Source organism: Actinomadura harenae (assembly GCF_003696215.1).
In the GTDB taxonomy this organism is placed as follows: Bacteria; Actinomycetota; Actinomycetes; order Streptosporangiales; family Streptosporangiaceae; genus Spirillospora; species Spirillospora harenae.
Map to the genome: position 1 here is coordinate 25,722 of NZ_RFFG01000034.1, position 14,954 is coordinate 40,675.

Annotated in this window: 15 protein-coding genes; 9 read left to right on the forward strand and 6 right to left on the reverse strand. The window is 73.5% G+C overall.

Annotation, left to right across the window (positions count from 1 at the left end):
- Window positions 1-42: 42 nt before the first annotated feature.
- The 6 genes from EBO15_RS19905 (at window position 43) to EBO15_RS19930 (ending at window position 6,565) form a co-directional block, all read left to right on the forward strand.
- On the forward strand, window positions 43-1,680 hold the full coding sequence (locus EBO15_RS19905; RefSeq protein ID WP_122195926.1) for an amidohydrolase: 1,638 nt from the start codon (window positions 43-45) through the stop codon (window positions 1,678-1,680).
- Between the two features lie 98 nt (window positions 1,681-1,778).
- Window positions 1,779-2,555, forward strand: coding sequence for an SDR family NAD(P)-dependent oxidoreductase (locus tag EBO15_RS19910; protein WP_122195927.1), 777 nt, complete (start codon window positions 1,779-1,781; stop codon window positions 2,553-2,555).
- 135 nt (window positions 2,556-2,690) lie between these two features.
- Window positions 2,691-3,602 carry an SDR family oxidoreductase gene (locus tag EBO15_RS19915; RefSeq protein WP_122195928.1) on the forward strand — a complete coding sequence of 304 codons (912 nt, stop codon included), beginning with the start codon at window positions 2,691-2,693 and terminating at the stop codon, window positions 3,600-3,602.
- 23 nt (window positions 3,603-3,625) lie between these two features.
- Window positions 3,626-4,549, forward strand: a complete 924-nt coding sequence (locus EBO15_RS19920) for an amidohydrolase family protein (RefSeq protein ID WP_325051920.1) — start codon at window positions 3,626-3,628, stop codon at window positions 4,547-4,549.
- Window positions 4,542-6,065, forward strand: a complete 1,524-nt coding sequence (locus EBO15_RS19925; RefSeq protein ID WP_122195929.1) for an acyl-CoA synthetase — start codon at window positions 4,542-4,544, stop codon at window positions 6,063-6,065. The genes EBO15_RS19920 and EBO15_RS19925 overlap by 8 nt, the downstream gene beginning before the upstream one ends.
- Window positions 6,062-6,565 (forward strand): MaoC family dehydratase, encoded by a 504-nt coding sequence (locus tag EBO15_RS19930; RefSeq protein WP_122195930.1) that lies wholly within the window; start codon window positions 6,062-6,064, stop codon window positions 6,563-6,565. The genes EBO15_RS19925 and EBO15_RS19930 overlap by 4 nt, the downstream gene beginning before the upstream one ends.
- An 80-nt stretch (window positions 6,566-6,645) precedes the next feature.
- Here the strand turns inward: EBO15_RS19930 and EBO15_RS19935 are convergent, their stop codons facing one another.
- Window positions 6,646-7,245, reverse strand: a complete 600-nt coding sequence (locus EBO15_RS19935) for a TetR/AcrR family transcriptional regulator (protein WP_122195931.1) — start codon at window positions 7,243-7,245, stop codon at window positions 6,646-6,648.
- 52 nt (window positions 7,246-7,297) lie between these two features.
- Between EBO15_RS19935 and EBO15_RS19940 the strand changes: the two genes are divergently transcribed.
- Window positions 7,298-8,704 carry an ABC1 kinase family protein gene (locus EBO15_RS19940; RefSeq protein ID WP_122195932.1) on the forward strand — a complete coding sequence of 469 codons (1,407 nt, stop codon included), beginning with the start codon at window positions 7,298-7,300 and terminating at the stop codon, window positions 8,702-8,704.
- Window positions 8,682-9,815 carry a cytochrome P450 gene (locus EBO15_RS19945; RefSeq protein ID WP_122195933.1) on the forward strand — a complete coding sequence of 378 codons (1,134 nt, stop codon included), beginning with the start codon at window positions 8,682-8,684 and terminating at the stop codon, window positions 9,813-9,815. The genes EBO15_RS19940 and EBO15_RS19945 overlap by 23 nt, the downstream gene beginning before the upstream one ends.
- A gap of 25 nt (window positions 9,816-9,840) precedes the next feature.
- Here EBO15_RS19945 and EBO15_RS19950 read toward each other — a convergent pair whose 3' ends face one another.
- Window positions 9,841-10,233, reverse strand: coding sequence for a nuclear transport factor 2 family protein (locus EBO15_RS19950; RefSeq protein WP_122195934.1), 393 nt, complete (start codon window positions 10,231-10,233; stop codon window positions 9,841-9,843).
- 86 nt (window positions 10,234-10,319) lie between these two features.
- Window positions 10,320-10,835, reverse strand: coding sequence for a CGNR zinc finger domain-containing protein (locus tag EBO15_RS19955; protein ID WP_122195935.1), 516 nt, complete (start codon window positions 10,833-10,835; stop codon window positions 10,320-10,322).
- 108 nt (window positions 10,836-10,943) lie between these two features.
- Here EBO15_RS19955 and EBO15_RS19960 point away from each other — a divergent pair, with 108 nt between their 5' ends.
- On the forward strand, window positions 10,944-11,807 hold the full coding sequence (locus tag EBO15_RS19960; RefSeq protein ID WP_122195936.1) for an alpha/beta fold hydrolase: 864 nt from the start codon (window positions 10,944-10,946) through the stop codon (window positions 11,805-11,807).
- A gap of 121 nt (window positions 11,808-11,928) precedes the next feature.
- Here the strand turns inward: EBO15_RS19960 and EBO15_RS19965 are convergent, their stop codons facing one another.
- The 3 genes from EBO15_RS19965 to EBO15_RS19975 all read right to left on the reverse strand — a co-directional run bounded on the left by EBO15_RS19965 (window position 11,929) and on the right by EBO15_RS19975 (window position 14,891).
- On the reverse strand, window positions 11,929-12,150 hold the full coding sequence (locus EBO15_RS19965) for a hypothetical protein (RefSeq protein WP_122195937.1): 222 nt from the start codon (window positions 12,148-12,150) through the stop codon (window positions 11,929-11,931).
- A 208-nt stretch (window positions 12,151-12,358) separates the two neighbouring features.
- Window positions 12,359-12,625 (reverse strand): metal-sensitive transcriptional regulator, encoded by a 267-nt coding sequence (locus EBO15_RS19970; RefSeq protein ID WP_122195938.1) that lies wholly within the window; start codon window positions 12,623-12,625, stop codon window positions 12,359-12,361.
- A gap of 106 nt (window positions 12,626-12,731) precedes the next feature.
- Window positions 12,732-14,891 (reverse strand): MMPL family transporter, encoded by a 2,160-nt coding sequence (locus tag EBO15_RS19975; RefSeq protein ID WP_122195939.1) that lies wholly within the window; start codon window positions 14,889-14,891, stop codon window positions 12,732-12,734.
- Window positions 14,892-14,954 lie beyond the last annotated feature (63 nt).

The following is a 14,954-nucleotide window of genomic DNA, read 5'->3' on the forward strand; positions in this document are numbered from 1 at the left end:
CGGCCGGGCGGAACATCGACGTCATCGACGGGAGCGACATCCATGACCCATGCCGATCTGGTCTTCCTCGGCGGGCCCGTCCACACGGTGGACGCGGCGCGCACGCGGGCGACCGCCCTGGCCGTCCGGGGCGAGCGCATCGCCGCGGTCGGGCACGACGAGGTGCGCGATCTGGTCGGCCCGCGCACCGAGGTCGTCGACCTGGCCGGGCGGCTGCTGGTGCCCGGCTTCGTGGACGCGCACGTCCACGCCGTCGGCGGCGGCGTGGAACTCGGCGAATGCGACCTGACCGGGACGGTCGAGGTCGCCGACTACCTCGAGGCGGTGCGCGCGTTCGCGGCGGCGCACCCGGACCGCGCGTGGATCACCGGCGGCGGCTGGTCGATGGAGAGCTTCGAGGGCGGCCTTCCGGACCGGCGGCTGCTCGACGCGGTCGTCCCCGACCGTCCCGTCTACCTGCTGAACCGCGACCACCACGGCGCCTGGTGCAACACGCGCGCGCTGGAGCTGGCGGGGCTGACCGCCGAGACGCCCGACCCGTCCGACGGGCGGATCGAGCGGGAGGCCGACGGCACGCCCAGCGGCGTCCTCCAAGAGGGCGCGACGGAACTGGTCGGACGGCTCGTCCCCGCGCGGACCCCCGCCGAGAGCCTGGCCGGGCTCCTGCGCGCGCAGGAGCTGCTGCACTCGCTCGGCATCACCGGCTGGCAGGACGCGGCGGTCGGCTCGTTCGGCGGCTTCGCCGGGAACGACGAGGCGTACCTGACGGCGGCGCGCGACGGCAGCCTCACCGCGCGGGTCAACGGCGCGCTGTGGTGGGAGCGCGAGCGCGGCGCCGAGCAGATCCCCGAGCTGGTCGAGGCGCGGTCGCGGCTGCGCCACGGCCGGTTCCGCGCGGACACCGTGAAGATCATGCAGGACGGCGTCGCGGAGAACTTCACCGCCGCGATGACCGGCCCGTACCTGGACGCCTGCGGTTGCGCGACGCAGAACTCCGGGCTCAGCTTCGTCGACCCCGAGGCGCTGCGCGGCCACGTCACCGAGCTCGACGCGCTGGGCTTCCAGGTGCACTTCCACGCGCTGGGGGACCGTGCCGTCCGGGAGGCCCTGGACGCCGTGGAGGCCGCGCGGACCGCCAACGGCCACCGCGGCACCCGGCACCACCTGGCGCACCTCCAGGTCGTCCACCCCGACGACGTGCCGCGGTTCGCCCGGCTCGGCGCGATCGCCAACATGCAGCCGCTGTGGGCCGCGCACGAGCCGCAGATGGACGAGCTGACCATCCCGTTCCTCGGTCCCGAGCGCGCCGCGTGGCAGTACCCGTTCGGCGACCTGCTGCGCGCGGGCGCGACCCTCGCCGCCGGGAGCGACTGGCCCGTGAGCAGCCCGAACCCGCTCGCGGGCATCCACGTCGCGGTCAATCGCAAGGAGCCGGGGACCGCCGACGAGCGCGTGTTCCTGCCCGAGCAGCGGCTCGACCCGGTGACCGCGCTCGCCGCGTACACGGCGGGATCCGCGCACGTCAACGGCCTGGACGAGGCGGGCAGCCTGCGTCCCGGCGGCCTCGCCGACCTGGTGGTCCTGGACCGCGACATCCTCACCGGCCCGCGCGAGGAGATCGCCGAGGCCCGCGTCCTGGCCACCTACGTCGGCGGTGAGGCGGTGTACCGGGCGGGCTGACCGGTGAGCGCGCGGTGAGGAGGCGGTGAGCGCCGCCGGGCACTGTCTCCTCATAGCCGGACCGCGACCGAGGTCCGGACACCGAGGAGGAGACGACGATGGGCAAGCTCGACGGCAAGACGGCACTGGTGACCGGCGGCTCGCGCGGGATCGGCCGGGCGGTGGCGCTGCGGCTGGCGTCCGAGGGCGCGTTCGTGGCCGTCCACTACGGCGGTGACGAGGACGCGGCGCAGCGGACCGTCGCCGACATCGAGCGGGCGGGCGGCCGGGCCGTCGCGATCCAGGCCCGGTTCGGCGAGGACGACGCGGTGGACCGCCTGTTCGAGGCCCTCACCGCCGAACTGGACGGACGAGGCCTGGACATCCTCGTCAACAACGCCGGGATCGCCTCGGCCAGCCCGATCGCCGTGCTCACCCCCGCCGAACTCGACCGGCTCCTGAAGGTGAACGTCGCCGCGCCGTTCTTCGTGACGCAGCGGGCGCTGCCGCTGCTGAACGACGACGGCCGGATCATCAACATGGGCTCGGTCGCGAGCCGGATGGGCGTGGCCGTCCAGATCGGCTACACCGTCACCAAGGCCGCCCTGGAGGCGCTCGCCCCGAGCCTCGCCAACGAGCTCGGACGGCGCGGCATCACGGTGAACACGGTCGCGCCCGGCGCGATCCGCACCGACATGACCGCCGGGTACGTCTCCATCCCGGAGGCCGCCGCCGCGCTGGAGGCGATCACGGCGCTCGGCCGCCTCGGCGAGCCCGAGGACGTCGCGGACGTGGTCGGCTTCCTCGCCGGACCGGACGCCCGCTACGTCACGGGCCAGACCGTCGACGTCTCCGGCGGCACCTGGCTCGGCCCGATCGCCCCGGCCGCGACCTGACCGGGGCCGACTTACGTCAACACTATTGACGTAGATTCCCGGAGCGGCTTCCCTGGGCTCCCGTCGCGCCTCGTCCGGGGCGCGCGGGTGGAGACACGGCGGGGGCGGGCGCCCTCGCCGCGAGGGGAGGACGTTGTGGATCTGAACGGCAGAGCGGTCGTCGTCACCGGGGCGGGAAGCGGGCTCGGCCGCGCGTACGCGCTCGCGCTCGGCGAGGCCGGCGCCGCCGTCGTCGTCAACGACGTCGAGGCCGAGGCGGCCGGGCGGGTGGCCGGGGAGATCGTCGCGGCGGGCGGGCGCGCGGTCGCCGAGCCCGGAGCGGTCGGCCCCGCCGAGGTCGCCGAGCGGCTCGCGGACCGCGCGGTCACCGAGTTCGGCGGGCTCGACGCCCTGGTCGCCAACGCCGGGATCCTGCGCGACCGGGTGCTCTGGAAGATGTCCGACGAGGAGTTCGACGCGGTGCTCGACGTCCACCTGCGCGGCACGTTCACCTGCGTCCGGGCCGCCGTCCGGCGGATGCGCGAGCAGGGCCGGGGCGGGCGGATCATCGTCGTCGGGTCGCCCGCCGGGCAGCGCGGGAACTTCGGGCAGACCAACTACTCGGCGGCGAAGGCCGCGATCGTCGGCATGGTCCGCACCTGGGCGATGGAGCTGGCCAAGGCCGGGATCACCGTGAACGCGGTCGTCCCCGTCGCCGCGACGGCGATGACCAGGACCATCCCCGCGTTCGCGCCGCACGTCGAGGCATGGGAGGAGCGGGGCGAGCCGTTCCCGGCATGGCTGCGCGCCGCCGAGGGGTTCGGGTCGCCCGAGGACGTCGCGGGCCTGCCGGTGTTCCTCGCCTCGGAGGCGTCCGCGAGGGTGACCGGCCAGGCCATCGGCATCGGCGGCGACCGGCTCTCCCTCTGGTCGCACCCGCGGGAGGTCGCCGTCGGCTACCGGACCGGCGGGTGGACGGCGGACGACATCGCCGCCGCCTGGGCGACCGGCATCGGCGCCGCCGCGCAGACCGTCGGCATCCCCGCGCCGCAGGACCCGAACGCGTGAACCCCGCCGAAGGAACCGGGCGAGTGAACCCCGCCGAGGTGAGGGCCGGCGGTGTGGACCTCGACGAGATCGTCGCGATCGACGTCCACACGCACGCGGAGATCTCCTCGTCCGGGCATCAGTCACTGCCGCCGTACCTGATGGAGGCGTCCGAGAAGTACTTCGGCGCTCACGGGCACCGGCTCCCGACCATCGACGAGACGGCCGCCTACTACCGCGAGCGGAAGATGATGGCCGTGGTGTTCACGGTGGACGCCGAGCAGGCGACCGGGCATCCGCCGATCCCCAACGAGGAGGTCGCGGAGGGCTGCGCGCGGCATCCGGGAACGCTCATCCCGTTCGCCAGCGTCGATCCCTGGCGGGGGAGGGCCGCCGTCCGCGCCGCGCGCAGGCTGGTCGAGGAGCACGGCGTGCGCGGCTTCAAGTTCCACCCGAGCCTTCAGGACTTCGCCCCGAACGACCGGATGGCCTACCCGCTGTACGAGGCCATCGAGGAACTGGGCGTGCCCGCCCTGTTCCACACCGGGCAGACGGGCATCGGCGCGGGACTGCCCGGAGGCGGGGGCATCCGGCTCGCGCCGTCCGACCCCATGCTCGTGGACGATGTGGCGGCCGACTTCCCCGGGCTGCGGATCGTCCTGGCCCACCCGTCCTTCCCCTGGCAGGACGAGGCGCTCGCGGTGGCGCTCCACAAGGAGCACGTGCACATCGACCTGTCGGGCTGGTCGCCGAAGTACTTCCCGCCGCAGCTCGTCCGGTACGCGAACTCGTTGTTGCAGGACAAGGTGCTGTTCGGGTCCGACCACCCGGTGATCACGGCGGACCGGTGGCTGCGCGACTTCGAGGGGCTCGACATCAAACCGGGCGTTCGGCGGAAGATCCTCAAGACGAACGCGGCGCGCCTGCTGGGGCTCGCCGCCGACGAGGAGGTGGAGCGCCATGCGTGACCAGGGCATCGGATCGTGGACGGCCCGCCGTGCCCGCAAGACCCCGGACCGGATCGCGATCGTCCACGGGGAGACCCGGCGCACCTACGATGAGCTGCACGAACGGGTGTGCCGCCTGGCGAACGCGCTGCGCGGCCTCGGCGTGCGGCAGGGCGACCGGGTCGCCTACCTCGGGCCGAACCACCCGGCCTTCCTGGAGACGCTGTTCGCGGCGGGCGCGCTCGGCGCGGTGTTCATCCCGCTGAACACGCGCCTGGCGGTCCCCGAGCTGGAGCACGCGCTCACCGACGCGGGCGCCGACGTGCTCGTCCACGCCCCCGAGCAGGCGGACGCCGCCGCCGGGGCCGCCGGGTCCGTCCGGACGCGGATCGCACTCGCCGGGCCGGACGGCGGAGGCGCCCTCGGCTACGAGGAACTGCTGGCCGCCGCGTCCGCCGAGCCGTCCGACACCCCGGTCGGCCTGGACGACCCGTGCCTGATCATGTACACGTCGGGGACCACCGGACGGGCCAAGGGCGCCGTCCTCACCCACGGCAACCTCACCTGGAACAGCGTCAACGTCCTGGTGGACGTCGACCTCGCCGGGGACGAGACGACCCTCGTCGCCGCGCCGCTGTTCCACGCTGCCGGGCTGAACATGACCTGCCTGCCGACCCTGCTCAAGGGCGGGACGGTCGTGCTGATGTCCGCGTTCGACCCGGGGCGGGCGCTCGCGGCGATCGGGGCGCACCGCGTCACGTACATGTTCGGCGTGCCCGTCATGTTCGACGCGATGGCCGCGCACCCGTCCTGGCCGTCCGCCGACCTGTCCAGCCTGCGGCAGCTCACCTGCGGGGGCGCGCCCGTGCCGCTCGGCACCATCCGGGTGTACCGGGAGCGCGGCCTCGCGTTCAGCCAGGGCTACGGCATGACCGAGGCGTCACCCGGCGTCCTGTTCCTGGACAAGTCCGACGCGTCCCGAAAGGCCGGGACGGCGGGGGTGCCGCACTTCTTCGCCGACGTCCGGATCGTGGACCCGGCGGGACGGGACGTCCCGCCGGGGGAGAAGGGCGAGATCCTCGTCTCCGGCCCCACGGTCATGCGCGGCTACTGGGGCCGCCCCGACGACACCGCGCGCGTGCTGGACGGCGGCTGGTTCCACTCCGGTGACGTCGCGACCGAGGACGAGGACGGCCACGTCACCCTCGTCGACCGGATCAAGGACGTGATCATCTCGGGCGGGGAGAACATCTACCCCGCCGAGGTCGAGGCCGTCCTCGCCCGGCATCCGGACGTCGCCGAGTGCGCCGTCATCGGCGTCCCGGACGAGCGCTGGGGCCAGGTCGGCCGGGCCGTCGTCGTCCCGCGCCCCGGCACGTCCCCGGACGAGGCCGGGATCCTCGCGCACCTGCGCGAACACCTCGCGGGCTACAAGGTCCCGGCGTCGGTCGTCCTGACCGGAGACCTGCCCCGCAACCCCACCGGAAAGATCATCAAGAGGGCGCTGGCCGCCCGCTTCGGAAAGGACCTGCCGTGAACCCCGCCCCCGACGCCGCCCCCGAGGCCGCTCCCCGCACCGCCCCCCACGTCGCGCACGGCCTCGCCGGGCTTCTCGCGCTGCGCGGGACCGACCTCGGGCACACCGGCTGGACCGGGATCACCCAGGGGCGGGTGGACACCTTCGCCGACGCCACGGACGACCACCAGTGGATCCACACGGACCCGGCGCGGGCGGCGGACGGCCCGTTCGGCGGCACGATCGCGCACGGCTACCTCACCCTCGCCCTGCTCATCCCGCTGTTCAGCGAGCTTCTGACCATCGACGGCGTGAAGATGAGCGTCAACTACGGGCTGAACAAGGTGCGGTTCCCGGCGCCCGTCCCGGTCGGCGCGCGGCTCCGGCTGCGCGGTGTCGTCGCCGACGTGACCGAGGTCAAGGGCGACGGCGTCGAGATGACGCTCGACTTCACGATGGAGACCGACCGGGGCGAGAAGCCGGCGCTCGTCGCCCAGGCCGTCTACCGCCACTACGCCTGACGCCCGAACACCGCGCCTGACGCCCGAACACCGCGCCTGACATCCGATCCCGCCCGGCCGGGCCATGTCCCGGCCGGGCGTCAGCTCTCTTCCGGCGTCAGCATGCGGTGCATCATCTCGACCCAGGTCGCGACGAACGTCTCGTCGTCGACGCCGACCGGGGACACCTTCAGCAGCCCGCTCATCACGCGGGACGAGAACAGCGCGCCGAGCCCGACCGAGGCGACGGCGGCGGCGCGCTCCTCCGGGACGCCGGCGCTCTCCCGCAGCCAGGCGGTGAACTCGGTGAACGTGGTGTTCACCAGCTGCCGCACCGCGTCCTCGACGATCTCCGGACGGCTGCGCGCCTCGGTCAGCATGATGCGCAGCAGCTCCTCCTCGCCGTCCAGCTCGGCCAGCACGTAGCGCGCGCTCAGGGTCAGCTCGGCGCGCAGGTCGCCGAGGCCGCCGAGCACCCGGCGGATGTCGCGCAGGGCGTCCAGCCGGTTCAGGTTGCGCTCGATGCCCGCCCGCAGCAGCGCCTCCTTGGTGCGGAAGTGGTGGTAGAGGCCGCCCGCGCCCGGGGTCAGCCCGGCGGCCCGCTCGATCTGCGCGACGCTCGTGCCGCGGTAGCCCTGCTCGCCGAACAGGCGCATGGCCGCGTCGAGGATCCGGTCCCGGGTCGGGGTTGACGGCGTCATGGCCTAAGTAAACACTGAGGCGAAGACAGTGTCCACTTACGGGGGCTCATCGATGACCGAGCAGGGAAGGTCTCCTGTCGTCCGGCACGGGCGGGTCGCCCGCGCCGCTCCGCTCCTGGGCGCCGCGAGCCGGACGGCGGGGGAGGCGGTCGTCGCCTCCCTGCGCGGACGCCGCGACGCCGGGTTCCACGAACGCGCCGCCGACCGGTACGCGCGGCGGCTCGGCCGGTCCAAGGGCGTGCTGATGAAGGCCGGGCAGCTGCTGTCGTTCGTCAGCTTCACGCCCGCCGTGGACGGCGAGTACGCGCCGATCTACCGCGCCGCCCTCGCCCGGCTCCAGGACGACGCGCCCCCGATGCCCTACGAGGACGCCGCCGCGATGGTCGCGGCCGAGCTCGGCGCGCCGCCCGAGGAGCTGTTCGCCGAGTTCGACCGCGAGCCGCTCGCCGCCGCGTCCATCGGGCAGGTGCACGCGGCGACGCTCGCGGACGGCCGCCGGGTCGCGGTGAAGGTGCAGTATCCGGGCGTCGCGGAGGCCATCCGCGCCGACCTGGCGAACACCGAGCTGCTCGTCGGCTTCTTCACCCTGGCCCGCTCGATCGCCCCCGCCCTGACCCGGATGGACCTGCGCGGGCTCGCCCGCGAGGCGGCCGAGCGGATCGGCGCGGAGCTCGACTACCGCGCCGAGGCCGCGAGCCAGGCCGAGTTCGCCGACCTCTACCGGGGGCATCCGTTCATCCGCGTGCCCGAGATCGTCCCGGAGCTGTGCGCCGGCCGCGTCCTGACGATGGAACTCTCGGACGGGATGCGCTGGCGGAAGGCCCTCACCGCCGAGTCCGGCCTGCGCGACCGGTGGGCCGAGGCGCTCTACCGTTTCACGATCGGCTCGCTGCGCCGCGTCGGGCTGTTCAACGCCGACCCGCACCCCGGCAACTACCTGTTCCACGAGGACGGCACGGTCACGTTCCTCGACTTCGGCTGCGTCAAGCGGTTCACGCCACGGCAGGCCGTGCAGATCGGCGCGATGGTGTCCGCCGCGGTGGACGACGACGCCGAGGCGTTCGCCACCGTCATGCGCGACACCGGGTTCCTGCCGTCCGGCGGGGAGGCGTTCGACCCGGCCGAGGTGATCGGCTGGTTCCGGACGACCCTGAACTCGCTGGTCGAGCCGCAGCCGTTCACCTTCACCCCCGAGCGGACGGCGCGGATGGTCGCCCGCGCGTACTCGCCGACGGGCGAGTACGGGCCGCTCGTCCGGCGGCTGAGCCTGCCGCCCGACTTCATGCTCCTCACCCGCATCGAACTGGGGATGAACGCCGTCCTCGGCGAGCTGAACGCGACCGGCCCCTGGCTGGACATCTGCAACGAGTGGGACCGCGGCGGCCCGCCCGCGACACCGTACGGGGAACTCGACCAGAGGTTCTGGAAGGAGCGCCATGAGGGCCGCAGCCTGGTCTGACACGGGCTCGGACACACCGCCCGGCGCGTGGGTCGTCCGGGACGAGACGCTCGGCGCGTTCGTCGTCTCCGGCTACGACGAGGCGGCGCGGGTGCTGCGCGAACCGGGCTGGAGCAGCGATCCGCGCAGGATCGCCGGCCGGAGCCTCGCCGTCCCGCCCGGCGTGCTGCTGTTCCTGGACCCGCCCGACCACACCCGCCTGCGCCGCCTGCTCAGCCCCGCGTTCACCCCGCGCGCGGTCGGACGGCTCCGGCCGCGCGTGGCCGCCATCGTCGACACCGTCCTCTCCGGCCTGTTCGCGGACGCCGACGAGGCCGACCTGATGGCCGAGGCCGCCTACCTGGTCCCGCTGGCCGTCATCGCCGAGCTCCTCGACGTCGGCGCGGAGGGCGCGAGGGTGTTCCGCGAGCACACGCCCGGGCTCGTCCGGATGCTGGAGGCCGTCCCCACCGCCGAGGACGTCGAGCGCGGCGCGGAGGCGTCCCAGGAGGTGATGATGTTCCTGCTGCCGCTGCTGGTGGAGCGGCGCCGCGCCCCCGGCGGCGACTTCGTCGGCGCGCTGGCCGCGACGGACGGGCTGAGCCTGGAGGAACTGCTCGCCACCTGCGTCCTGCTGCTCGCCGCCGGGCACGAGACGACCGCGAACCTCATCGGCAACGGCGCGTCCGCGCTGCTGCGCGACCGTGCGCAGATCGAGCGCCTGCACGCCGATCCGGCGCGCGCCGTCGAGGAGCTGCTGCGCGCCGAGCCGCCCGTCCGCCTCGCCGGACGCGTCGCGCTCACCGACCACGAGCTGGGCGGCGTGCGCGTCCCGGCGGGGTCACGGGTCGTCGTCCGGATCGACGCGGCCAACCGCGACCCGCGCCGCTTCGCCGACCCCGGACGGCTGGACCTCTCCCGCGAGCCGCTTCCGCACCTGGCGTTCGGCGGCGGCCACCACTACTGCCTCGGCGCGGCCCTGGCCCGGCTCGAGGCGGCCGAGACGCTGACCCGCCTGTTCGGCCGCTTCCCGGATCTCGCGCCCGCCGCCCCCGAGCCGCGCCGCCGGACGTCGACCACCTTCAACGGCTGGGCGACCCTCCCGGTCCGCGCACGCCGATCATCCGCGTGAGGCGGGCGCTTCGGGCGACGCGGCCTCAGCCGCCGAGGGCCTCGCGTTCGATCCGCTCGAACTGCGCGCCCATGGCCTCGGCCAGCGCGTTCGCGCCGGACAGCGGGCGCACCATGACGGTGAGCTCGTCGATCAGGCCGTCCTCGCGGACGTGGATGAAGTCGCAGCCGTGCACCTCGCGTCCGCCGACGGTCGTGCGGAACATCAGCGCGTGGTCGCGCCCGCCCGGCTCGGAGATCTCCCGGACGTACCGGAAGTCCTCGAACACGCGCAGCACGCCGCGCAGGATCGCCATCGTGATCGGCTTGCCGGAGTAGGGCTTGAACACGACTGGGCTGGTGAACACCACGTCGTCGGCGAGCAGCGCCTCCATGGCCTCCAGGTCGCGCTCCTCGGCGGCCTTCCGGAACGGATGCATGCCTCACCCCTATTCAACGAGTTGACTACCTGGCCGCAGGCTAGCACACGCACCTAATCAACTAGTTGACTATCTGTGGCCGCCGCTCAGGCGTGGCGGTGGGCCTGCTGGAAGCGGGCGGTCTTGGTGCGGTTGCCGCAGACGGCCATGGAGCACCAGCGGCGCGAGCCGTTCTTGGTGAGGTCGTAGAACCACAGCACGCAGTCGGGGTTCGCGCACTTGCGGACGCGCTCGCGGCGTTCCCCGAGGAGGCGGACGAGGTCGGCGGCCGCGATCCAGGCGGGCGTCCATTCGGGGTCGCCGGTGACGACCTCGGAGGCGGGCTCGCCGTCGCGCAGCAGTGGACGCCGCGAACCGTGCGCGAGGACGGCGTTGAGCGGCCGTTCGTCCCCTTCGAGGGCGGCGCGGACGGCGTCGCGCGCGGTCAGGAGGTGGGCGCGGGCGGCCTCGGGGCCTCCGGGCGGGACGGGGAGGGCGTGCTCGGCGAGCCAGCCCGCGAGGCCGTCCGGCTCGTCGAACTCGTCGAAGCGCCGGTCCTGGTCGATCCAGATCGTGTCGACCAGGTCGAGGGCGAGGGGTTCTCCGGTGAGCGGTCGTGGCATGCCCCGAGTGTATCAACCGGCAAAAGTGGGTTGACTGGTTGAGTGGACCCGGGGTACGTTCAGGGCATCGGAAACCGGCTAAACGCCTTTAGATGGTTGGAGAAGATCATGGCTGCTGTACGCCACCGGACGGTCCGGATCGACGGGCTCGACGTGTTCTACCGGGAGGCGGGCGACCCGTCCGCGCCCACGCTGGTCCTGCTGCACGGGTTCCCGACGTCCTCGGTCGTGTACCAGGGGCTGATGGCCGAGCTGGCGGACGAGTTCCACCTGATCGCGCCGGACTACCCCGGCTTCGGGCTCAGCTCCGCCCCCTCGGCCGACGAGTGGGAGTACACGTTCGACCACCTGGCGGACGTGGTGGACAAGCTGCTCGACGAGCTGGGCCTGACCCGATACGCGATCCACGTGCACGACTACGGCGCGCCGGTCGGCTTCCGGCTGGCGACCCGCCACCCCGAGCGCGTCACCGGGATCGTCACGCAGAACGGCAACGCCTACGACGAGGGCCTGACCCCGTTCTGGAAGCCGATCCGCGCGTACTGGGCCGACCCGTCGAAGGAGAACGGCGACGCGCTGCGCGGCCTGCTCACCCGCGAGGCCACGCACTGGCAGTACACGCACGGCCTTCCGGAGGTGTCGCTCGTCGACCCGGCCTACGAGCTGCACGACCAGGCGCTCCTGGACCGTCCGGGCAACCAGGAGATCCAGCTCGCGCTGTTCCTGGACTACGGCAGCAACCCGCCGCTCTACCCGGCCTGGCAGGAGTACCTGCGCACCCAGCAGCCGCCGTTGCTGGCGGTGTGGGGACGCGGTGACGAGATCTTCGGCCCGGACGGCGCGCTCGCCTTCGCCCGCGACCTGAAGGACGCGCACATCCAGCTGCTCGACACCGGCCACTTCCCGTTCGTCACCCGCACCCGGCAGAGCGCCGCGCTGATCCGCGACTTCCTCCGCCGCCTCACCGACTGACGGCGTTCCCGGCGTCACGTACGCAAGGCCCTTCGCCAAAACGGCCCGGCCGACACGCAGAAGCGTGTCGGCCAGGCCGGCGTCGTTCCGGGTGCTCGCGCGCCTCAGGCGCGCGAGCGGGTCACCCCATCGGCCCCATGGGACCCATCGGCCCCATGGGCGGACAGGGCGGCCCCATCGGCACCGGGATGGGAAGCGGGACGGGGAGGGGGGCGAAGCCGCACATGGGGAAGTTCGGCGCGAGGCCGGAGTGGCTCGTGGCGGTCTCGGCGTGGGCCGGGACGGCGCTCAGCATGAGTCCCAGGATCGCGGTGGCCGCGCCGGTGGTGAGGGTCTTGCGCATAGAAGTAGCTCCCGTTCTGCACCCGGCCCCTTCCTGGGGTCGGTTCCTCGGCAGACACCCTACGACCACGTTGTGTCACCGTCCCGCTACAAGCGGATGTCGGCGTGCCGGAGGAACGCGTTCACCCGGCCCCCGTGACGGGGACCGGGTGAACGGCCTTGCGGAAAGGGCTCTGCGGAGGGGCTCCGCGGAGAGGTTCCGCGCCGGGTCAGGCGAGGGTGAGGAAGAGCTTCTCCAGCTCCTCCTCGCTCATCGGCGGGGCGTCCTCCTCGGCGGCGGCCATGCACTGGCGCATCCCGCTGGCCACGATCTTGAACCCGGCCCGGTCCAGGGCCCGGGACACGGCGGCGAGCTGCGTGACGACGTCCTTGCAGTCACGGCCCGCCTCGATCATGGCGATCACTCCGGCGAGCTGGCCCTGAGCACGGCGGAGCCGGTTGAGGACCGCGCCCTGCGCGTTCTCGTCGACCTTCATCGCTGACCTCCCTGTCGAGCTGAGCGGTGGGTCCATGGTACCCACGGGGGTATATGCACGGACCGGTTTCGTGGCGGGCGTCTCCGTCCCGCTCCGGCTCCCGCGCTCAGTCATGCGAGAACCGGACGTTCGGCAGCAGCCGGTCCAGCCACCGCGGGCACCACCAGGCGGCCCGCCCGGTCACGCGCAGCAGCACCGGGAGCAGCACCAGCCGGACGAGCAGCGCGTCGAGCAGGACGGCCACGCCCAGGATGACGCCCATCTCCTTCGGCGGCAGCGGCCCGGACAGCGCGAAGGTGAAGAACACCGCGACCATCACCCCGGCCGCCGCGAAGATCACCCGGCCGGAGCGGGCGAGCGCGCCGACCACCGCCTGCCGCGGATCGCCGGTCCGCTCCCACTCCTCCTTGGCCGTGGCCAGCAGGAACACGGTGTAGTCCATCGCGATCGCGAAGATCATGGCGAAGAAGAACACCGGGGCCCAGCCGTCCAGGAAGCCCTGCGGGGTGAAGCCGAGCAGGCCGGACCCGTGGCCGTCCTGGAACACCAGCCGGGCCGCGCCGAACGCGGCGGCGGTGGACAGCAGGCTGGTCAGGGCGCCGAGCGCGGCGATCAGCGGGGCGCGCAGCGCGAACAGCAGCAGGACGAACCCGAGGCCGACGACGGTGCCGAGGACCAGCGGGGTCTTGGCGTCCAGCAGGCTCTTCAGGTCGAGGTTCTCGACGGACGCGCCGCCGACGAGCGCGCCGTCCGGCAGGTCGGCGCGGAGCCGGTCCACGGTCGCCGACAGCGCGGGGTCGGACGGGTCGACCTTCGGGACGGCCTGGACGAGCGCCAGCCCGGAGCCGTCCGCGGACGGGGCGGCGGGCATGACGGCCCCGATGCCGGGGTCGTTCCGCAGCACCGACGAGGCGGCGTCGGCCTGGGCCCGCGGCGTGATGATCTGGAGCGCGCCGGGCGCGCCCTTGCCGAACGACTCCTGGACGGCCGCGTAGCCCATGCGGGCCGACGCGTCCTCCGGGACGACGGTGATCGACGGCATCGCCGTCCGCAGTCCGAGGACCGGGATCGCCAGCGCGACCAGCAGCACGGTCGCGGCCACGCCGAACAGCGCCGGACGCCGCCACAGCAGCCGTCCCCACGCCTCGAACCGGTTGGCCTTCGCCTTGTCCCTGCGGCGCGCCCACGGAGGCGTGCCGAGGTCGATCCTCTTGCCGAGCATCCCGAGGACGGCGGGCAGCAGCGTCAGCGTCGCGGCCAGGACGAACACGACGGCCAGCATGATCCCGCCCGCCATCGACCGGAAGGCCGGGGACGGCACGAGCATCACGGCCGACAGGCTGACCAGGACGGTCGCCCCGGACAGCAGGACGGCCTTGCCCGCGGTGTCCATCGTCTCGACCACCGCGCGGACGGGACCGGACCGCTGGAGCGCGTCCCGGAACCGCATCACCAGGAACAGCGCGTAGTCGATGCCGAGCGCGAGCGCGAACATCATCGCGAAGTTCATCGCCCAGATGGAGATCGGGGTCAGCTCGGTCAGCAGCACGAGCGAGCCCGCCGACGCGGCGAGTCCGGCGAGGGTGAGCAGCAGCGGCAGCCCGGCGGCGACGAGCGAGCCGAACGCCAGCACGAGGATGGCCATGGTCACCGGCCACGACAGCATCTCGGACTTCATCATCGCGTCGTGGTTGGCCTTGTTGAAGTCGCTCCACAGCACCGAGGCGCCGGTGGCGCGCACCTGGACGCCGTCCGCCGAGAGCTTGGCGAGCGGGTCCTTCAGGTCGTCGGCGGCGCGGACCATCTCGTTCGGGTCGGCCGCCGCGCCCGCGAGGATCACCGCGGTCCGGCCGTCCTGGCTCACCGTGGCGCCGGGCTGGGGCCGGACGATCTGCCCGACCCGCGCGTCGGCGTCCAGGGTGGCGACGGCGCGGTCGACGACCCCGGACACGGCCGGGTCGGTGACCGGCCGGTCGGCCTTGACGACGACCTGGAGGGCGCTGGAGGCGTTGCCGCCGAAGTGCTTCTCGGCCAGCTCGCGGACCTGGACCGAGGCCGATCCGTCCGCCTGCCAGCCCGCGCCGGACAGCGCCGAGTTGACCTTGGGCGCGAACGCCCCGAGTACGCCGACCAGGACCAGCCACACCAGCAGGACGAGCCGCGCGTGCCCGGCGGCCCATCCGCCGAGCCGGCCGAGTAGCCCGGCCCGTCCCGGTGGACGGTCCGCCTCCCGCCTCAGCCTCTCCAGCTCTTCCACGACGCTCATGCGGCTCCCCTCCAGGGTCCGGACATACCCCATGGGGTATCTGACCCCGTCACCGTACCTGAT